General features: G+C 71.0%; 19 protein-coding genes and 1 tRNA gene. 8 read left to right on the top strand and 12 right to left on the bottom strand.

The genetic code is table 11. The features are described 5' to 3' along the window. Window positions 1-290 precede the first annotated feature (290 nt). From ABZ807_RS11535 to ABZ807_RS11520, 4 genes are read left to right on the top strand one after another with little or no spacing between them, the layout of a single operon-like run. Window positions 291-1,094 (top strand): class I SAM-dependent methyltransferase, encoded by an 804-nt coding sequence (locus ABZ807_RS11535; protein WP_357155439.1) that lies wholly within the window; start codon window positions 291-293, stop codon window positions 1,092-1,094. Between the two features lie 56 nt (window positions 1,095-1,150). Next, entirely contained in the window at window positions 1,151-1,753 is a 603-nt protein-coding gene (locus ABZ807_RS11530) for a Uma2 family endonuclease (protein WP_357155437.1), read from the top strand. Between the two features lie 42 nt (window positions 1,754-1,795). Continuing rightward, window positions 1,796-2,014 (top strand): DUF2945 domain-containing protein, encoded by a 219-nt coding sequence (locus ABZ807_RS11525; RefSeq protein WP_357155435.1) that lies wholly within the window; start codon window positions 1,796-1,798, stop codon window positions 2,012-2,014. Then, window positions 2,001-2,348, top strand: a complete 348-nt coding sequence (locus ABZ807_RS11520) for a DUF3140 domain-containing protein (RefSeq protein WP_357155433.1) — start codon at window positions 2,001-2,003, stop codon at window positions 2,346-2,348. The genes ABZ807_RS11525 and ABZ807_RS11520 overlap by 14 nt, the downstream gene beginning before the upstream one ends. Before the next feature lie 137 nt (window positions 2,349-2,485). Here the strand turns inward: ABZ807_RS11520 and polA are convergent, their stop codons facing one another. The 11 genes from polA to ABZ807_RS11465 form a co-directional block, all read right to left on the bottom strand. Then, window positions 2,486-5,185, bottom strand: coding sequence for a DNA polymerase I (gene polA, locus ABZ807_RS11515; RefSeq protein WP_357155431.1), 2,700 nt, complete (start codon window positions 5,183-5,185; stop codon window positions 2,486-2,488). An 86-nt stretch (window positions 5,186-5,271) separates the two neighbouring features. Beyond that, window positions 5,272-6,081: an amino acid ABC transporter ATP-binding protein gene (locus ABZ807_RS11510; protein ID WP_357155428.1), complete on the bottom strand. Its 810-nt coding sequence runs from the start codon at window positions 6,079-6,081 to the stop codon at window positions 5,272-5,274. Continuing rightward, on the bottom strand, window positions 6,078-7,058 hold the full coding sequence (locus ABZ807_RS11505; RefSeq protein ID WP_357155426.1) for an amino acid ABC transporter permease: 981 nt from the start codon (window positions 7,056-7,058) through the stop codon (window positions 6,078-6,080). The genes ABZ807_RS11510 and ABZ807_RS11505 overlap by 4 nt, the downstream gene beginning before the upstream one ends. A gap of 2 nt (window positions 7,059-7,060) precedes the next feature. Beyond that, the gene (locus ABZ807_RS11500; protein ID WP_357155424.1) at window positions 7,061-7,972 is read right to left on the bottom strand and encodes an ABC transporter substrate-binding protein; all 912 of its coding nucleotides are present in this window, start codon (window positions 7,970-7,972) and stop codon (window positions 7,061-7,063) included. Between the two features lie 33 nt (window positions 7,973-8,005). Then, on the bottom strand, window positions 8,006-8,716 hold the full coding sequence (locus tag ABZ807_RS11495) for an ABC transporter ATP-binding protein (protein WP_357155422.1): 711 nt from the start codon (window positions 8,714-8,716) through the stop codon (window positions 8,006-8,008). Continuing rightward, on the bottom strand, window positions 8,706-9,470 hold the full coding sequence (locus ABZ807_RS11490) for an ABC transporter ATP-binding protein (RefSeq protein ID WP_357155595.1): 765 nt from the start codon (window positions 9,468-9,470) through the stop codon (window positions 8,706-8,708). The genes ABZ807_RS11495 and ABZ807_RS11490 overlap by 11 nt, the downstream gene beginning before the upstream one ends. Window positions 9,471-9,633: 163 nt before the next feature. Next, window positions 9,634-10,743, bottom strand: a complete 1,110-nt coding sequence (locus tag ABZ807_RS11485) for a branched-chain amino acid ABC transporter permease (protein ID WP_357155420.1) — start codon at window positions 10,741-10,743, stop codon at window positions 9,634-9,636. Beyond that, a complete protein-coding gene (locus ABZ807_RS11480) occupies window positions 10,740-11,690 on the bottom strand; it encodes a branched-chain amino acid ABC transporter permease (protein ID WP_357155418.1) in 951 nt (316 codons plus the stop codon). Before ABZ807_RS11480 ends, ABZ807_RS11485 begins: the two co-directional genes overlap by 4 nt. 102 nt (window positions 11,691-11,792) lie before the next feature. Then, complete coding sequence (locus ABZ807_RS11475; RefSeq protein ID WP_357155416.1) at window positions 11,793-12,953, bottom strand: branched-chain amino acid ABC transporter substrate-binding protein; 1,161 nt, start codon at window positions 12,951-12,953, stop codon at window positions 11,793-11,795. A gap of 260 nt (window positions 12,954-13,213) precedes the next feature. Continuing rightward, window positions 13,214-14,401 carry a hypothetical protein gene (locus ABZ807_RS11470; RefSeq protein WP_357155414.1) on the bottom strand — a complete coding sequence of 396 codons (1,188 nt, stop codon included), beginning with the start codon at window positions 14,399-14,401 and terminating at the stop codon, window positions 13,214-13,216. Window positions 14,402-14,465: 64 nt separating this feature from the next. Then, window positions 14,466-15,086, bottom strand: a complete 621-nt coding sequence (locus ABZ807_RS11465) for a response regulator (protein WP_088972284.1) — start codon at window positions 15,084-15,086, stop codon at window positions 14,466-14,468. Window positions 15,087-15,180: 94 nt separating this feature from the next. Here ABZ807_RS11465 and ABZ807_RS11460 point away from each other — a divergent pair. Beyond that, a tRNA-Leu gene (locus ABZ807_RS11460) sits at window positions 15,181-15,257 on the top strand. A 32-nt stretch (window positions 15,258-15,289) separates the two neighbouring features. Next, window positions 15,290-16,039: a helix-turn-helix domain-containing protein gene (locus ABZ807_RS11455; protein WP_357155411.1), complete on the top strand. Its 750-nt coding sequence runs from the start codon at window positions 15,290-15,292 to the stop codon at window positions 16,037-16,039. A gap of 44 nt (window positions 16,040-16,083) precedes the next feature. On the opposite strand, the gene ABZ807_RS11450 is transcribed toward ABZ807_RS11455, so the two are convergent. Further along, window positions 16,084-17,241 (bottom strand): aminotransferase class I/II-fold pyridoxal phosphate-dependent enzyme, encoded by a 1,158-nt coding sequence (locus tag ABZ807_RS11450; protein WP_357155409.1) that lies wholly within the window; start codon window positions 17,239-17,241, stop codon window positions 16,084-16,086. A 101-nt stretch (window positions 17,242-17,342) separates the two neighbouring features. Between ABZ807_RS11450 and ABZ807_RS11445 the strand changes: the two genes are divergently transcribed. Together ABZ807_RS11445 and ABZ807_RS11440 are read left to right on the top strand one after the other, a co-directional pair. Beyond that, window positions 17,343-17,822, top strand: coding sequence for an Lrp/AsnC family transcriptional regulator (locus tag ABZ807_RS11445; protein WP_357104460.1), 480 nt, complete (start codon window positions 17,343-17,345; stop codon window positions 17,820-17,822). A 76-nt stretch (window positions 17,823-17,898) separates the two neighbouring features. Continuing rightward, window positions 17,899-18,921, top strand: a complete 1,023-nt coding sequence (locus ABZ807_RS11440) for an LLM class flavin-dependent oxidoreductase (RefSeq protein WP_357155594.1) — start codon at window positions 17,899-17,901, stop codon at window positions 18,919-18,921. The last annotated feature ends 217 nt before the right edge of the window (window positions 18,922-19,138 follow it).

Below are 19,138 nucleotides of genomic sequence, written 5' to 3'. Positions count from 1 at the left end.
AGGCACACGATCCGCGAGCGCATCGTCTAGCCTACCCGCTGCATTACCACAGCGTGCAAGGCCTCCCGTGTCCTCGCGACCTCGTCAGCTGCGAAAGCGGAGATTTCGGTGGCAAAGCGTCCCGCCTGTCTCCTGCGTCACATCCACACCACGCGCAGAGAAGGTAGCGCATCGCCGTCCGGCCCGCCGTCCGCCCGGCCCGTCCACCGCCGGTCCCGCCGACTGTCCGTCCCGTCCGCCGCCGGCCGGGTGCCGTCGGAGCCGACCGGGGTAGGGCCTAGCGTGAGCGGGTGGACGACGACAGGGTGACCCGACGGCGGGTCGGCGACGCGGAGACCCGGCGGGCCAACCGGGGCTGGTGGGACACCGACGCCGACGACTACCAGGCCGAGCACGGCGCCTTCCTCGGCGAGGTCGACTTCGTCTGGTGCCCGGAAGGGCTGCGCGAGCCCGACGCGCGGCTCCTCGGCGACGTCGCCGGGCGTCGGGTGCTGGAGGTCGGCTGCGGCGCCGCGGCCTGTGCCCGCTGGCTGGCCACCCAGGGCGCCCGACCGGTCGCCTTCGACCTCTCCGCGGGCATGTTGCGGCACGCCGCGCACGCCGCCGCCACCACCGGGGTAGGCGTGCCGCTGGTGCAGGCAGACGCGCTGGCGCTGCCCTTCGCCGACGGAGCCTTCGACATCGCCTGCACCGCCTTCGGCGCGATCCCCTTCGTCGACGACTCGGCCGCACTGATGGCCGAGGTGGCCCGGGTGCTGCGCCCGGGCGGCCGCTGGGTGTTCTCGGTGACCCACCCGATGCGCTGGATCTTCCTCGACGACCCGGGCGAGGGCGGGCTCACCGCCGTGCACTCGTACTTCGACCGCTCCCCCTACGTCGAGCAGGACGAGCGCGGCGTGGCCACGTACGTCGAGCAGCACCGCACCCTCGGCGACCGGGTCCGCGAGCTGGTCGGGGCGGGGTTCCGCCTGGTCGACCTGGTGGAGCCGGAGTGGCCGGAGGGACACGAGGGGATCTGGGGGCAGTGGAGCCCCCTGCGCGGTCGACTCTTCCCCGGCACCGCCATCTTCGTCACCGAGAAGCCCGCCGACTGACTCCTGTCGCACGCTCGGCGCGTTGAACGTCCATTGAATCGGCGTAGCCTGAGCGGGTGAGCGCCGAGCCGATCCCCCACTCCCCGGGTCCGTGGTGTCCGGATCCGCGCCGGCAGCAGCGTGCCGACTACACGCTGGAGGACCTGCTCAACCTGCCGGATGACGCCCCCCGCGTCGAACTCGTCGACGGAGTAGTCCAGGTGACCCCCTCCCCCACCCTCGGCCACCAGGACATCTCTTTCCTGTTGCGGTTGTGGTTGCACTCCCACGCGCCACGACACCTTCGAGCCGCCCAGGACGTCGGGGTTGAACTGACCGTCAACACCAGCCGCCGGGCCGATGTGCTGCTGTGCCGGGCCGGGGTGCCGTCAGGCCTGTCCCTCATCAGCCCGGCGGATGTCGTCCTCGCGGTGGAGATCGTCTCGCCCGGCACTCGCCGGGTCGACCGGTTCGCCAAGCCAGGCGAGTACGCAGCCGCTGGTATCCAGTACTACTGGCGTATCGAGCAGGACCCCGTTCACGTGTACGCCTACCGGCGGGGCGACCGGCTCGGGCCAGGTGGCGAGCGGCAGTACGAGCTGGTCGCCGACAGCGCCGAGCTGATCGAGTTGACCGAGCCGTTCGAGATCAAGCTGTCCGTCGCCGAGATCACCCCCTGACCGGCGTCGTTTCCGTCCGCCTGGCCCGGGTACCCGGAGGGCATGGCCGAGAAGGAGTTCCACACCGGCGACCACGTCTCCTGGGCCAGTCACAGCGGTCGGGCGCACGGCGTGGTCAAGGAGAAGATCACCGAGCGGACGCACGTACGCGGACACGCCGTGAACGCCTCGCCGGAGGACCCGCAGTACCGCATCCGCAACGACGACTCGGGGCGGGACGTCGCCCACCGACCGGAGGCGTTGCGCCGTGAGTCGACGTGAGGACCCGCAGCAGACCTACCGGGAGTTCACCGAGGCGGTGAACATGAGGCCCGGCGAGTTGTCCAGCTGGCTGGAGAGCGACGAGTCCAAGCAGGTGGGCTGGCACAAGGGCGGCCGTTCCGGTGCTGGCGAGTCGGTCGGCCACGAGTCCGGCCGCAAGATCATCAACCTGCTGCGGCGCAAGCGCGACCAGCTCTCCGAGGGCGACTACCGGCACATGCGCACGGTGGTCGGGTACGTCCACCGGCACCTGGCGCAGCGCCCCTCCGGCGACGTCCGCAGCACCAGGTGGCGCTGGTCCCTCATGAACTGGGGCCACGATCCCCTCAAGTAACAGAAGATCACCAGCGGACCAGGCCCGACCACAGCGACCCGCGAGGAGCTCCGGGGCAGCCCGACCCGCGCAGGGATCAAGCCTGACCGCCCGGAGCGGGTCGGGCTGCCCCGAAACCCCCACCGCGACAACACACATCAGTGGTCGGCGCTGTTCCAGTCCCGCCCCTCACCCACGGAGACCTCCAGCGGCACCGACAGCGGGTATGCCCCACCCATCTCCCGGCGCACCAGCGCCTCCAGGGTCTCCCGCTCGCCCGGGGCCACCTCGAAGACCAGCTCGTCGTGCACCTGCAGCAGCATCCGGGAGCGCAGCCCGGCGTCGCGCAGCGCGGTGTCGACGTGCAGCATGGCGACCTTGATGATGTCGGCCGCGGAGCCCTGGATCGGGGCGTTGAGCGCCATCCGCTCGGCCATCTCCCGGCGCTGCCGGTTGTCGCTGACCAGGTCGGGGAGGTATCGCCGGCGGCCGAGGATGGTGGAGGTGTAGCCGTCGTGCCGGGCCCGGGCGACCACCTCCTGGAGGTAGTCCCGGACCCCACCGAAGCCGGCGAAGTAGTCCTCCATCAGCCCGCGTGCCTCCTCGGCGGTGATCCCGAGCTGCTGGGAGAGGCCGAACGCGCTCAGCCCGTACGCCAGGCCGTAGTTCATCGCCTTGATCTTGCGCCGCTGGTCGGCGGTGACCTCGCCGACCGGCACGCCGAAGACCGACGACGCGGTGACGGCGTGGAAGTCGGCGCCGGAGTTGAACGCCTCGATGAGCGCGTCGTCCGACGACAGGTGCGCCATGATCCGCATCTCGATCTGGCTGTAGTCGGCGGTGAGCAGGCACTCGTAGCCCTCCCCCACCACGAAGGCGCGACGGATCCGGCGCCCCTCCTCGGTGCGGATGGGGATGTTCTGCAGGTTGGGCTCGGTCGAGGAGAGCCGACCGGTGGCCGCCACCGTCTGGTTGAAGGTGGTGTGGATGCGGCCGTCGTCGGAGACCGACTTGAGCAGCCCGTCGACGGTCGTCTTCAGCTTGGCCACGTCCCGGTGGCGCAGCAGGTGGGCCAGCACCGGGTGCGGGTTCTGCGCGTGCAGCCACTGGAGGGCGTCGGCGTCGGTGGTGTAGCCGGTCTTGATCTTCTTGGTCTTGGGCAGGCCCAACTCGCCGAAGAGGATCTCCTGCAACTGCTTGGGCGAGCCGAGGTTGAACTCCCGGCCCACCGCCTCGTACGCGCCCTGCGCGGCGGCCTTCACCTCGGCGGCGAAGTGCGCCTCCAACTCCGACAGGTATTGCGTGTCGGCGGCGATGCCGGTGCGTTCCATGCCGGCGAGCACCCGCATCAGCGGCAGCTCCACCCCGGCCATCAGCCGCGCCGACTGCTCGCCGTCGCGGGACAACTCGGCGTCGATCGCGTCGGCCAGGTCGAGGGTGGCGCGGGCCTGGAGCATGAGGTTCTGCTCCGCCTCGCCGTCGTTGCCGAACCCGTCGAGGGTGAGCTGGCCGTTCTCCGGGGCGTCGACCCGCAGCTCGCGGTGCAGGTAGCGCAGGGCCAGGTCGGTCAGGTCGTAGGACCGCTGGTCGGGGCGGGCCAGGTAGGCGGCGATCTGGGTGTCGCGGAGGATGCCCTCCAGGCTCCAGCCGTGCGCGCCGAAGGCCAGCACCGCGGGCTTGCTGTCGTGCAGCACCTTGGGCCGCCCGGCGTCGGCCAGCCAGGCTGCCAGTGCCGCCTCGTCGGTCGGCTCCAGCGTGGCGGGATCGAACCAGGCCGCCGCGCCGCCGGCGGTGGCCAGCGCCATCCCGGTCACCGAGGCGGTATGCCGCCGGTTGGGGCCCGTGTCGAGCTTCGCCGCCAGGCCCACCGGGTTACCGGCCGGCGCGTGCGTCTCCAGCCAGCCGGCGAGCGAGCCGGGCGCGGTGAGCATTTCGCCGGTCAGGTCGAAACCGGACTCGGCCTCCGGCTCCACCGCCTCCAGGTACTGGTAGAGCCGGTCGCGCAGGATGCGGAACTCAAGGGTGTCGAAGACCTGGTGGACGGCCTCGCGGTCCCACCCCTCCCAGCGCGCGCCCTCGGGGCGCAGCGGCAGCTCCAGGTCGGAGACCAGGCAGTTGATCTCGTAGTTGCGGATCACGTCGGCGAGCCGCTCGCGCAGGCTCTCGCCGGCCTTGCCCTTGATCTCGTCGGCCCGCGCGACGACCCCGTCGACCCCGCCGTACAAGTTGATCCACTTCGCGGCGGTCTTCGGGCCCACGCCCGGGACGCCGGGCAGGTTGTCGCTGGTCTCGCCCACCAGGGCGGCCAGATCGCGGTAGCGGTCCGGGGCGACGCCGTACTTCGCCTCGATCGCCGCCGGGTCCATCCGGGCCAGGTCGGAGACGCCCTTGCGCGGGTAGAGCACCGTGATCTGGTCGTCGACGAGCTGGAACGCGTCCCGGTCGCCGGTGCTGACCAGCACCGACATGCCCTGGTCGCGGGCCTGGCAGGCGAGGGTGGCGATGACGTCGTCGGCCTCGTAGCCCTCCTTCTCCACCACCGGGATCCGCAGCGCGGCGAGGACCTCCTTGACCAGGCTCACCTGGCCCTTGAAGTCGGTCGGGGTCTCGCTGCGGCCGGCCTTGTACTCCGCGTACTTGTCCGTGCGGAAGGAGCGGCGGGAGACGTCGAAGGCGACCACGATGTGCGTGGGCTGCTCGTCGCGCAGCACGTTGATCAGCATGGACGTGAAGCCGTAGACCGCGTTGGTCGGTTGCCCCGTCGTGGTGGAGAAGTTTTCCACCGGCAGGGCGAAGAAGGCCCGGTATGCCATGGAGTGTCCGTCGACGAGGAGCAGGCGCGGCGTCGTAGCTGTCACGCGAGCGACTCTAGCCGCCCGCTCCGACACTTCAGGACACCGGCACGGGTGCCGGCGCGGCCCGCTGGGCCGCGCCGGCATCCCGGTCAGAGCACCTTGGCCAGGAACGCCTTCGTCCGGTCGTGCCGGGGGTTGGCGATCACCTCGCGCGGGTTGCCCTGCTCGACCACCACACCGCCGTCCATGAAGACCAGCGAGTCGCCGACCTCCCGGGCGAAGCCGATCTCGTGGGTTACCACGATCATCGTCATGCCGTCCCGGGCCAGGTCCTTCATCACGTCCAGCACCTCGCCGACCAGCTCCGGGTCGAGCGCGCTGGTCGGCTCGTCGAAGAGCATCAGCTTCGGCTGCATGGCCAGGGCACGGGCGATCGCCACCCGCTGCTGCTGGCCGCCCGAGAGCTGCCCGGGGTACGCGCCGAGCTTGTCGCCCAGCCCCACCCGCTCCAGCAGCTGCGCCGCCCGGTCCCGGGCCTCGGCCCGCTTGGCCCGGCGCAGCAGCACCGGCGCCTCGGCGATGTTCTGCAGCACGGTCATGTGCGGGAACAGGTTGAACCGCTGGAACACCATGCCGATCGCCCGGCGCTGCGCGGCCACCTCCTTGTCCCGCATCTCGTGCAGCTTTCCGCCGCGCTCCCGGTAGCCGATCAGGTCGCCGTCCACCCAGATCCGGCCGGCGTTGATCTTCTCCAGGTGGTTGATGCAGCGCAGGAAGGTGGACTTGCCGGAGCCGGAGGGCCCGAGCAGGCAGCACACCTCGCCGGCGCGGACCTCCAGGTCGATGCCCTTGAGCACCTCCAGGGGCCCGAACGCCTTGTGCACCTGCTCGGCCCGGACCATCGGGCCCGGCGTCTCCTCCGCCGAACCCGCCTGCCGGGGAATGGCCGTCTCAGTCATCGTTCCGCCGTCCCGCTCGCGTTGCCGCCGCTCTCGGCGGTGATGTCACGCAGCCGCTGCCGGGCCCGCTCGCTGCGCCCGAAGCCCTTCGAAAAGTGCCGCTCCAGGTAGTACTGCCCGACCAGCAGGATGCTGGTCAGGAACAGGTACCAGAGGGTGGCCGCGACGTACATCGGAAAGGCCTGGTAGGTCCGGCTGACGACCGCCTTGAGCTGGAAGAACAGCTCGCCGGTGACCGGCACGTAGGCGACCAGCGAGGTGTCCTTGAGCATCGCGATGGTCTCGTTGCCGGTCGGCGGGATGATCACCCGCATGGCCTGCGGCAGCACGATGCGGCGCATGATCTGCCCCCGGCTCAGCCCGAGCGCCTGCGCGGCCTCGGTCTGGCCCTCGTCCACCGACTGGATGCCGGCCCGGACGATCTCCGCCATGTACGCGGCCTCGGAGAGGCCGAGGGCCAGCACGCCGGCGACGAACCCGGTGAGGATGTCCCGTGCGCTGAACCCGAACAGCCGCGCCTCGAAGTCGTGGACCCCGAACAGCGCGCCGATCTGCCGGTCGAAGGGCAGGCCGAACTCCAGCCGGGACCAGAGGAGGCCCAGGTTGCCGAAGACGAGGCCGAGCACCAGCCGAGGCACCGCCCGGAAGAACCAGGTGTAGACCCAGGCGACGCCCTTGAGGATCGGGTTCGGCGACAGCCGCATGATCGCGATGACGATGCCGAGCCCGATGCCGATCAGCATGGAGAACACGAGCAGCGCGATGGTGCCGCGCAGCCCGGCGATGATCGGCGGCCGGAACATCTCGTCAACCATCATCGACCAGTTGAACGCCTTGTTCGTCACCAGCAGGTGCACGAACATGGCGACCAGCACCCCGATCACCGCGACGGCGAGCCAGCGGCCGGGGTGCCGCACGGGCACGGCCTGGATGGGTTCCGGCCGTGCCCGTTCGGGTGTTTCGACGTCAACCGACATGGTCAGCTGGCGGGGTTGAGTTCGGAGCTGGTGACGGCGCCACCCTCGACGCCCCACTTCTCCAGCGCGGCCTTGTAGCTGCCGTCGGCGATGACCGCCTGGACGGCCTCCTTGAGTACCTCGGCGAAGGCCTGCTGGTCCTTGTTCACCGCGTAGCCGTACGGGGCCGACTCGTAGATGTCGCCGAGCAGCGCCAGCTGGCCGCCGCTCTGCTTGACCGCGTACGCGCCGACCGGTGAGTCGGCGAGCATGGCGTCGTCCTTGCCGCTGACCACGGCGGCGGTCGCGTCGCTCTGCGCCTGGTACTGGTCGATCGTGATGGCCGGCTTGCCGGCGTCGGTGCACTTCTTCGACCGGGCGGTCATGTCGTCGACCTGCACGGTGCCGGTCTGCACGGCGATCTTCTTGCCGCAGGCGTTGTCCGGGTCGATGCCGCCCGGGTTGCCCTTCTTCGTCGCCCACTGGGTGCCGGCAGAGAAGTAGCTGACCATGTTGACGGCCTTGAGACGCTCGGCGTTGATGGTGAACGACGAGACGCCGACCTCGTACTTGCCGGAGGCGATGCCGGGCAGGATCGCGTCGAACGGTGCCGACTCGTACTCGGCCTTGAGGCCGAGCTTCTGGGCGACCGCGTTGAACAGCTCCACGTCGAAGCCGATGACCGTCTTGCCGTCGTTGTCGAGGAACTCCGCCGGGGCGTACGTCGAGTCGGTGCCGACCTTGATCACGCCATCGGCCTTGATGGCGTCGGGCACCTTCGCGGCCAGCGCCGAGTCGGCGGCGGCGGTGACGCTGGGGCCGGCGCCGGGCTGCTCGGTGTTCTCCTTCTCGCCGCAGCCGGCCAGCGAGAGGGCCAGCAACGCGGCGCCGGTGACGCCGAGGGCCGCCCGGCGGCCAGCACTGATGTGGAACATGGGGTACTCCTTGCGATGAGGGGTGGCGGCCGGTCAGGCTACGCCGAGGTACGCCTCTTTGACCGACGGGTCGTGCAGCAACTCCGCGCCGGTGCCGCTCTTGACGATGCGGCCGGTCTCCAGCACGTACGCCCGGTGTGCCCGGGCCAGGGCCTGCTGCGCGTTCTGCTCCACCAGCAGGATCGTGGTGCCCTGCTCGTTGATCTCCGTGATGATGGTGAAGATCTGCTGGATCAGCATCGGGGCCAGGCCCATCGACGGCTCGTCGAGCAGCAGCAGCTTGGGCCGGCTCATCAGCGCCCGGCCGACGGCGAGCATCTGCTGCTCACCGCCGGAGAGGGTGCCTCCGGGCTGCTTGCGCCGCTCGGCCAGCCGGGGGAACAGTTCCAGCACCCGGTTGAGGTCCTGGGCGACGCCCGCCCGGTCCCGCCGGGTGTAGGCGCCCATGTCGAGGTTCTCCAGCACGCTCATGCCGGGGAAGATGCCGCGCCCCTCGGGGGCCTGGCACAGCCCGCGCCGGACCCGCAGGTCCGCCCGGAGCTTGGAGATGTCCTCCCCGTTGAACCGGATGCTGCCGGAGGCGATCGGCCGGATGCCGGAGATCGCCCGCATGGTGGTGGACTTGCCGGCGCCGTTGGCGCCGATCAGGGCGACGATCTCGCCCTCGTCCACGGTCAGGCTGATCCCGTGCAGCGCCTGGATGCGCCCGTAGAGCAGGCTCACATCGTCGATCTCAAGCAGCATCGTCCGGTACCCCCAGGTACGCCGCGATCACCTTCGGGTTGTCCCGCACCTCGGCGGGCAGCCCCTCGGCGATCTTCTTCCCGAACTCCAGCACCACGATCCGGTCGGTGACGCCCATGACCAGGCGCATGTCGTGCTCGATCAGCAGCACGGTCACGCCGGTGTCCCGGATCTGCCGGATGAGCTGAAGCAGCTCCTCCTTCTCGGCCGGGTTGAACCCGGCGGCCGGCTCGTCCAGACAGAGCAGCACCGGGTCGGTGGCGAGCGCCCGGGCGATCTCCAGCCGGCGCTGCTCGCCGTAGGAGAGGTTGCGGGCGAACTCGTGCAGCCGGTGCCGGATGCCGACGAACTCCAGCAGCCGCTCGGCCTTCTCCCGGCCCTCGCGCTCCTCGCGCCTGTGCCGGGGCAGCCGGAACAGCGCGGAGACCACACTGGTCTTGTGGTGCGCGTCGGCACCGACCTGCACGTTCTCCAGCGCGGTCATCTCGGGGAAGAGGCGGATGTTCTGGAACGTCCGCGCCATGCCCATCTTGGTGATCTGGTGCCGCTTCCGGCCGCTGATCTTCTCGCCGCGGAACCGGATCTGCCCCTCGGTGGGCTGGTAGATGCCGGTCATCGCGTTGAAGCAGGTGGTCTTGCCGGCGCCGTTGGGGCCGATCAGGCCGAGGATCTCCCCCTTGTAGAGGGTGAAGTCCACGTCGTTCAGCGCCACCACGCCGCCGAAGCGCAGCGTGACGTGGTCGACCTCCAGCAGCGGCTCACGCGTGGGCGCCGCCTCGACGGCGGGCGCGCCCGCCTGGGCCGGTACGGCCGGTACGGCCGGCGTGGCCGGCGTGGCCGGCGTGGCCGGCGTGGCCGGCGTGGCCGGCGTGGCCGGCGTGGCCGGCGTGGCCGGCGTGGCCGGCGTCTGTTCGGTGTCACTCACCGACGATCACCTCCTTGCGGCGGTCCTTGAACTCCGCCGCCCGTCGTCGGTTCGGGATCAGGCCCTGCGGCCGGAAGATCATCATCACCACGAGGACCAGGCCGAAGAAGAGGAACCGGTACTCGTACAGCTCCACGCCGAACAGCTCGATACCGCGGAACCGCTCGATCATGTACGCCACCAGGCCACCGCCGACGATCGCGCCGACGATGTTGCCCGACCCGCCGAAGATGACCGCGGCCAGGATGATGATCGAGTTGAGCAGCTCGAAGTTCTGCGAGTTGACGAAGTTCTGCTTGCCGGCGAAGAGCGCGCCGGCCAGGCCGGCGATCGCCGCGCCCGAGGCGAACGCCCAGAGCTTGAACTTGAAGGTCGGCACGCCCATCAGCTGGGCGGCGTCCTCGTCCTCCCGGATCGAGATCCAGGCCCGGCCGACCCGGCTGTGGGTCAGGTTCCGCACCCCGATCACCACCAGGATGATCAGCGTGAGCACCAGCCAGTAGTACGGGCGGGCGTCGAGCACCCCGAAGAACGGCTTACCGTCGGCGTACTTGCCGGGCGGGTGCGGGATCTGGTTGAACCCGCGCTGTCCCTTGAGGAAGTCGGAGCTGACCGCCGCGATCCGGATCATCTCGGCGAAGCCGAGCGTCACCAGGGCCAGGTAGTCACCGCGCAGTCGCAGCGTCGGCGTGCCGAGCATGACGCCGGAGACCATGGTGAGCGCGATCGCGATCGGCACCACCAGCAGCCAGGGCCAGAGCGTCTTGACGTTGCTGCTCGGCGAGGTCAGCACCGCCACGGTGTACGCACCGACGGCGAAGAAGCCGAAGTAGCCGAGGTCGAGCAGGCCGGCGAAGCCGACCACGATGTTCAACCCGACCGCCAGCAGCACGTAGATCGAGACGGTGAAGAGCACCTGGGTGAAGTTCGCACCCGGGGTCGGGATCGGCCCCAGGTACTGGTAGAACTCCTTGTTCGGCAGCGCGTAGAAGAACACGATCAACGCGGCCAGCAGCGCCCAGCGCACCCAGCGCGGCGCCCCCCGCCAGCGCTCGCCGGCCGCCTCGCGGCCGCTGCGCACCCTTTCCAGGACGGTCGTCATGCCCGTGCCCTCCCCAGCGATTCACCCAGCAGACCGGTCGGCCGGAACATCAGCAGCACCACCAGCACGGCGAAGGCGGCAAAGTCCTTCCACTCGCTGCCGAACAGGCCGGACGCGTAGTTCTCCACCACGCCCAGCAGCAGGCCGCCCACCAGCGCGCCACGCAGGTTGCCGATGCCGCCGAGCACCGCGGCGGTGAACGCCTTGAGGCCCAGCAGGAAGCCCACGCTGTAGGTCAGCGTCTGGATCCGCACGTCGTACAGCAGGCCGGCGACGCCGGCCATGCTGCCGCCGGCGATGAAGACCATCATGATGACCCGGTCCTTGTTCACGCCCATCAGCGCGGCGGTGTTGGGGTCCTGGGCGACCGCCCGGATACCCCGGCCGACCCGGCTGCGGTTGATGAACTGGTCCAGCGCGATCATCATCACCAGGGCGGCGCCGAGGGTGAGCAGTTGCACCCCGTCGATCGGCACGCCGAAGAGATGGAACACCGGCTTCTGGCTGACCAGCGCCGGGGCACCCTCCGGCCGCCGGCGGGTGTAGACGCCGAACGCCTCGGAGATCGCGATCGAGGCGCCGATCGCGGTGATCAGGAAGGCCAGCGGCGGCGCGTTGCGCCTGCGCAGCGGCCGGTAGGCCACCCGCTCGATCACCGTCGCCGTGCCCGCCGAGGCGATAGCCGCGACGATCATGGCGACCAGCAGGTAGAACAGGATCGAGCCGAGCCCGCTGACCTGCGAGTCCTGGTCCAGGCCAAAGCCGTTCCAGGTCCAGATGGCGGCGAAGGCGCCGGCGATGAAGACCTCGGAGTGGGCGAAGTTGATGAGTCTGAGCACGCCGTAGACCAGCGTGTAGCCGAGCGCGACCAGGGCGTAGATCGCACCCTGGGTCAGGCCGGTCGTGGTGAGTTCCCCGATATTGGAGAACAGTCCGTCGAAGTTCACGGGAGGGACGCTCCGTCAGGTTTGGAGAAAAAGGAGGTGCGGCCGGGAGCGAGCTCCCGGCCGCACCCGCGATCTGTCGTCAATCGCTCGCAGCGACTGTTGTCAGGACTTCGGGATCTCCTGGTCCGGGACAACCTTGCCGCCCTGCACCTTGAACGCCCAGACCTTCACCTGCGCCGGGTCCAGCTCGCCGCCCTCGACGAACTTGTAGCTGGACGCGACACCCTCGCCGCTGTAGCCCTTCACGAACTCCAGCAGGTCGGCGCGGGTGGTCTTCTTGGCCTTGATGCCGGCGAGCAGGATGTTCGCGGCGTCGTAGGCGGTGTCGCTGTAGGTGCCCGGCTCGACGCCGTTGAGGGCCTTGTACTCCTCGACGAAGGTGCCCCGGGCCTCGGCGGCCGGCTGGCACGGGCAGGTCAGGATGGTGCCCTCGGCGGCGGCGGCGCCGGCGGAGGTGATGTAGGCGCCGTCGTTCACGCCGTCGCCGGCGACCAGCGGCGCGGTGACCCCGGCAGCGGTGAGCTGCTTACGGATCAGGCCGGCCTCCTGGTAGTAGCCGCCGTAGAAGATCGCCTTGACGTTGGCGGCCTTGACCTTGGTCACCACGCCGGAGAACTCGACCTGCTTGCCCTCACCCTGGACCTTGTCCGAGTCGACGACCGCGGAGCCGAGGACCTTCTTGACCTCGTCGGCCAGACCCGCGCCGTACGCGGACTGGTCGTCGATGACGAAGACCCGGTCGGCCTTCATCACGTTCTTGATGTAGGTGCCGGCCGCGGGGCCCTGGCTGAAGTCGTTGCCGACCGCGCGGAAGAAGGTCTTCCAGCCCTGCTTGGAGAGGCTGGGCCGGGTGGCGGAGGCGGTGATGTGCACCAGGCCGGCCTCGTTGAACAACGGGCCCGCGGCCTCGGACTCGCCCGAGTACGCCGGGCCGACGATGCCCAGGATCTTGGTGTCGTCGATGGCCTTCTGGGCCAGACCGGGCGCCTGGTCCGGGCTGCCCTGCGAGTCGAGCTCGGCCAGCTCGACCTTGCAGTCGGCATTCTCCTTGTTGTACTTCTCCACGGCGAGCTTGACGCCGTTCTTCTCGTTGATGCCCAGCGCCGCCGAGCTGCCGGTCAGCGCGCCGAAGAACGCGATCTTGCTGCCGCAGCCGTCCTTACCGGACGCCGTGTCGTCGCTGCCACTGGAGCAAGCGGTGCCGCCGGCGACGAGCGCCACCATGGCGACTCCACCGATCACGCGTGCGAGCTTCTGCCTCAAGGCCCGAACCCTCCTCCGTCGCATGGCCCGAACCACCCGCTGCCCATTGGCCCTTGCGGGGGGCGGACGAACCAGACCGTCGTCGCCGGTCTGGGGCGGGACGTTATCCCACGGGGAAGCTGTGACGTAAGCCCCAAGAAGCGGGGTTGACCGAACCGTTACACGCCGTGGTGGATTGGAAACGATCGCTGTAAGAACCTTCGGGCCCGAGGGATTTTCACCTTTTATTCGAAGGTAAGGAGTGTGACCCGACTCACCCGCTACCTTCCGACCGTCGGCAACGCACCCCACCAGGCACGGGACCCCCGACCGTCATCGGCCAACAAGAGCAGTCGATCTCCCCCAGCGGCCACCGTCAACGCCGTGTCACCGCCGTCGGACACCGCCACCGGCACCGTTACCGCCCGCCACGACGCGCCGCCGTCCGCCGACGCCCAGGCGCCGCGCGCCGCTCCGTCACCGGTTACCGCCACCAGCCGACCCCCCAACGCCGCCAGACCCACCACCGACAACACCCCCGGCCCGGCCGACCCGAAACCCCCGGCCCGCCGCCACCCGCCGGCGCCGTCCGCCCGCCACGCCGCGAAACCGTCCCGCACCGGACCCACCGCCACCGGCACCCCGTCCAGCACGGTCACCCGCTCCGCCTGCCCCCGGCCGTCCGGGGCCGGCAGCTGCGTCCGCCGCCAGCTCCGCCCGTCCGCCGACGTCCAGGCCAGCGGCGTCAGGGCCGTGCCACCGACCGGCAGCAGCGATCCCACCACCAGCCAGCCCGACCCGGCGGCCACCACGTCGTACGCCGCGGTCCGCCCCCGGGCGTCCCCGGCCAGCTCCGCCGCACCCTCCACCAGCGCGAACCCGTCCGCGTCCGGCGACGTCCAGACCGCCGCGCCGGCCACCCGGGCACCGACCACCAACCAACCACCCGGCCCCGCCGCCAACCGGTTCACCGCCACCGCCCGCGGCCCGCCGAACAGCTCGAACGCCGCCGGCACCTCACGCAGCGCGCCGGTCGCCCCCCGCACCCAGGTCCCGGTACGCGGATTGCCGTGCACGCCGCCGTTCTTCGCGCCCAGCGCCGCCATCCGGCCGTCCCGACAGGCCACTGCGGAGAGCACGTGCTGCCGGCCGTAGAAGGTCCGCGCGTCCACCGGCACCGACGCCCAGACGTCGCCGTCCACGCTGGACCAGGCCGCCGGCCGGGTTTCCCCACCAGCGCCGGTCACCGCGCCGACCAGGTACCACCGGTCGCCGCAGAACGCCCCGTCCCGCAGCACCAGCCGGCCGGGCGGACCGGGCGGCGCCGGCAGAGTCAGCTCCCGCCAGGTGGGACCCAGCGGCACCGGCCGGGCGCCACCGCTCGGACCCCCGCCACCCGGGCCGCCGCCGCAACCGGCCAGCAGCACGGCGAGGAGGCCGGACACCGCGAGCGCGCGCCGACGGGACATGGATCCGATGGTATCGATCCCTGCCGGTCCGATGGGAAGTCCGGCGCGCGGGCGCCGGTGGCCGTCAGGCGGTCGGCTGGGCGACCTCGCCGCCGGCGGTCTCCGCGAGGATCCGCTCGGCGACCTCCTTCATGGTCATCCGGTGGTCCATCGCGGTGCGCTGGATCCACTTGAACGCCTGCGGCTCGGTCATCCCGTACGTGGTCATCAGCGCGCCCTTGGCCCGCTCGACGGTCTTGCGGATCTCCAGCCGGTCGGTGAGCCCGGCGACCTCCGCCTCCAGGGCGGCGATCTCCGAGTAGCGCGACAGCGCGATCTCCACCGCCGGCACCAGGTCGCTCTTCTGGAAGGGCTTCACCAGGTACGCCATCGCGCCCGCCGCCCGGGCCCGCTCCACCAGGTCACGCTGGCTGAACGCGGTCAGGATGATCACCGGGGCGATCCGGGCGCCGGCAATCCGCTCGGCGGCGGCCAGCCCGTCCATGATCGGCATCTTGATGTCGAGGATGACCAGGTCCGGCTTCAGCTCCTCGGCGAGCCTCACGGCGGTCTCGCCGTCACCGGCCTCGCCGACCACCTCGTAGCCCTCTTCGACCAGCATCTCGGCCAGGTCCAGCCGGATGAGCGCCTCGTCCTCGGCGATCAGTACGCGCCTGCGCTCGGCATCCGTCTGCGTCTCGGCCACGAGCCACTCCCACCAGTCTGAGCCCCGACACCCGCCGTGCCGGGTGTCGCCGTCCCTAGCCTAGTAGGTAGGCTGTCAACGCCGAATCACGGAAGCCCCTGTACTCCAACCGGAAGAGAGACGGAGCTCAAACCTCCGACAGTGTGGGTTCGAGTCCCACCGGGGGCACCAAAAGTGTCGTACGGGCGTTCGAAGATGCCCATGTGCATCCACCCGAGATACGCGCCCGTGCGCGGCGGCTATACCTCAACGGCGCGACCGTTGCCGACGCCGCCCGTGCCGTCGGGGTTTCCTATCCCACCGTCCGGCACTGGTGCAAGGATCGACCGGAGCCGAAGCAACAGAGCACCGTAATGCGCTGCTTCCGCTGCCGCTCCGACGTCGACAATCCGACAGATCCCGGTCAGTATGCCTATCTGCTCGGCCTCTACCTCGGCGACGGGCACCTGGTCACCGCCGCGCGGGTTCCGGTGCTGCGCATCAGTTGCGCCGACGCCTGGCCCGGCCTGATCGACGCCTGCGAGCAAGCCATGAAGAGCGTCCTCGCGGCCTCTGTGCAGCGCGTGCAGAAGCAGGGCTGTGTCAGCGTGCAGAGCTACGGCAAACACTGGCCGTGTCTGTTGCCGCAGCACGGGCCCGGCAAGAAGCATGAACGGCCGATCGTCCTGGCCGACTGGCAGCGGAAGATCGTCGCGACGCAACCGGGCGACTTCCTGCGCGGCCTGTTCCACTCCGACGGTTGCCGGTGCTTCAACCGGGTCACCGTCCGCGGCAAGGAATACGTGTATCCGCGCTACATGTTCTCCAACCGCTCCTCCGACATCATGGGCCTCTGCCAGTGGGCCCTGGACCTGCTGGGCATCGCCTGGCGAATGAACCTGCCCTGGTCGCTATCGGTGGCCCGGCGGGACGCGGTCGCCGCTCTGGACCGCCACGTCGGCCCGAAGTCCTGACGCCGGGCAGCGCCCCCGGGACGGGCGGCGAGCGCCGCCAGAGGTCAGATCGCGGCGAGCGCCCGCTCCAGGTCCGCCCGCAGGTCCTCCGGGTCCTCCAGCCCCACGGAGATCCGCAGCAGCCCGCCGCACGGCTTGGCCTCCCCCGCCACCGGCCGGTGGGTGAGCGAGGCCGGGTGCTGGATCAGGGTGTCCACCCCGCCGAGCGACACCGCGTGGGTGATCAGCTCGCAGGCCCCGGCGACGGCCGCGGCGGCGGGCGCGCCGCCGCGTACCTCGAAGGCGAGCAGGCTGCCGGTGCCGGACATCTGGCGGCCGACCAGGCCGGCCGGGTCGTGGACCACGGGGTGGTGCACCCGGACGACGGCCGGGTGGCCGGCGAGCCAGCCGGCGAGCTTCTCCGCGCCGGCCTGCTGGGCGCGGACCCGCAGCGGCAGGGTCTGCAGGCCCCGGTGCAGCAGGTACGCGCCGAGCGGGTGCAGGACGGCGCCGGTGACGGCGCGCACCTGGCGCAGCCGGGCGGCCCAGTCGGCGTCGCAGGCGACGACGCCGGCGAGCACGTCGCCGTGCCCGCCGATGCTCTTGGTGGCGCTGTGCAGCACGAGCGCGGCGCCGTGCCGGGCGGGCTGCTGGAGCACCGGGGTGGCGACGGTGTTGTCGACGAGCAGCGGGACGTCGCCGGCGGCGGTGGCGAGCGCGGCGATGTCGACCAGGTCGAGGGTGGGGTTGGCGGGCGTCTCGACGATCACCAGGGCGGTGTCGGGGCGTACGGCGGCGGCGACCTCGTCGGGGCGGGCCCAGGTGACCTCGGTGCCGAGCAGCCCGGTGGCGAGCACGTGGTCGGTGCCGCCGTAGAGGGGGCGGACGGCGACGATGTGTCGCTTCCCGTCCCGGGTGGCGGCGAGGAGCGCGGCGGTCAGGGCGGCCATGCCGCTGGCGAAGGCGACCGCCGCGGCGGTGCCCTCCAGCTCGGCGAGGGCGGTCTCGAAGCGGGCCACCGTCGGGTTCCAGAGCCGCTGGTAGACGGCGCTGGCGCCGGGCGGGAGGGTGCCGCCGGTGGCGAGCAGCTCGTACGCGTCGCCGCCGCCGTCGACCGAGGGCAGCGGGTTGGTGGTGGAGAGGTCGATCGGCGGCACGTGGACGCCGAGGGCTGTGAGGTCGTCGCGGCCGGCGTGCACGGCCCTGGTGTCCACGGTCGTCATGCCGATAGCGTCGAACGATATCCTGATCAAAGGCAAGACCTCCGAAGATGATTCTGCGTAAGTCGCTTTCGTCGTCGAAGAATTCGCGGAATGATGGTCACATGCCCACTGCGCCGAATGATGTGCGGCCGTTCGCCGCGCTGGACGACGTCGACCGAGCGATCCTCACCGAGCTGGCCGCCGACGGTCGGCTGCCGAACAACGCCCTCGCCGAGCGGGTCGGGGTGGCCCCCTCGACGTGTCTGACCCGCACCCGGGCGCTGCGTGACTGCGGGGCGATCCGCGGCTTCCACGCCGAGGTGGACCCGGCCGCCGTGGGGTTGCCGTTGCAGGCCCTCGTGTCGGTCCGCCTGGCCGCGCACGAGCGGGCCGCCGTGGACGCCTTCCGGGCCCGCTCGGTGCGGCTGCCCGGGGTGGTGTCGGTGTTCCACGTGGCCGGCGCGGAGGACTACGTGCTGCACGTGCGGGCGGCCTCCGGGGACGCGCTGCGGGACTTCGTGCTGGACCACCTGGCGGTGGACCCGGCGGTGCAGCACACCCAGACCAGCCTGATCTTCGAGCAGGCGCGCGGCATGGGCTGACGCCGCCCCGCGCCGGAGCTGCATGGACTGGGCCACGCGTACCCAGCCGGGGGGAACAATTCCGGCGCGCGCCGGGTTGATCACACCCGTGATCGACGTACCGATGGCTGTTCTTGATCTTGCGCCCGTGGCCCGTGGGGCGTCCGCCGGGGAGGCCCTGCGGGCCACCACCGAGCTGGCCCGCCGCACCGAGGAGCTGGGCTACCGGCGGTTCTGGGTGGCCGAGCACCACAACATGCCGGCGATCGCCAGCTCCGCGCCGGCCGTGCTGCTGGCCCACCTGGCCGCGCACACCTCGACGATCCGGCTGGGCTCCGGCGGGGTGATGCTGCCCAACCACGCGCCGCTGGTGGTGGCCGAGCAGTTCGGCACGCTGGAGGCGCTGCACCCGGGCCGGATCGACCTGGGCATCGGCCGCGCGCCGGGCACCGACCAGGTGACCGCGCTGGCGCTGCGCCGCACGATGGAGGGGCTGTCGGCAGAGGGTTTCCCGCGCGAGCTGGCGGACCTGATGAACTACTTCAGCGGCGACGAGCCGGGGCAGATCACGGCCACTCCGGGGCTCGGCCAGTCCCCCGCGGTCTGGCTGCTCGGGTCCAGCGGTTTCAGCGCCCAGCTGGCCGGGCTGCTCGGGTTGCCGTTCTCGTTCGCGCACCACTTCAGCGCGCGGAACACCCTGCCCGCGTTGCAGCTGTACCGGCAGAACTTCCGTCCGTCGCGCTGGCTGGAGAAGCCGTACGCGATGGTCGCGGTCAACGTGGTCTGCGCGGAGACCGACGAGCGGGCCGAGTGGCTGGCCGGGCCGAGCGCGCTGTCGTTCCTCAAGCTGCGCTCGGGGCGACCGGAGCCGCTCGCGACGCCCGACGAGGCGGCGGCGTACCCGTACAACGAGTTCGAACGCGAGTTCGTCCTGCAGCGCCGGGACGGGCAGGCGATGGGCTCGCCGGAGACGGTCCGCCGGCAGCTCGGCGACCTGCTCGCGCGCACCGGCGCGGACGAGCTGATGATCACCACCATGGTGTACGACGTGGCCGACCGGGTGCGCTCGTTCGAGCTGGTCGCCGACGAGGTGGCCGGCGGGCTCCCGCGGAATGCCTGAAACACGCTCTTCATACCCACGTCACCCCACCGTCGCGCGGCGCCCCTAACGTGGTGACCGGTGGTGGTACGGCACTCCCGGTCGGGACGGGTCGGGGGTGCTGCGGTGTGGAGCACCGGGTCGCCAGTTGTGCGGATTCCGCGGCTGGCGACCCGGTGCCTGCTTTCCCGGCCCGCCCCGCGCGCAACGGCCGCCCGCCACCGCAGCCCCTTGCCCA

Source organism: Micromonospora sp. NPDC047548 (assembly GCF_040642975.1).
Classification (GTDB): Bacteria; Actinomycetota; Actinomycetes; order Mycobacteriales; family Micromonosporaceae; genus Micromonospora.
Note: the sequence above shows the minus strand (reverse complement) of the source record. Positions and strands in the feature narration are given on the sequence as shown.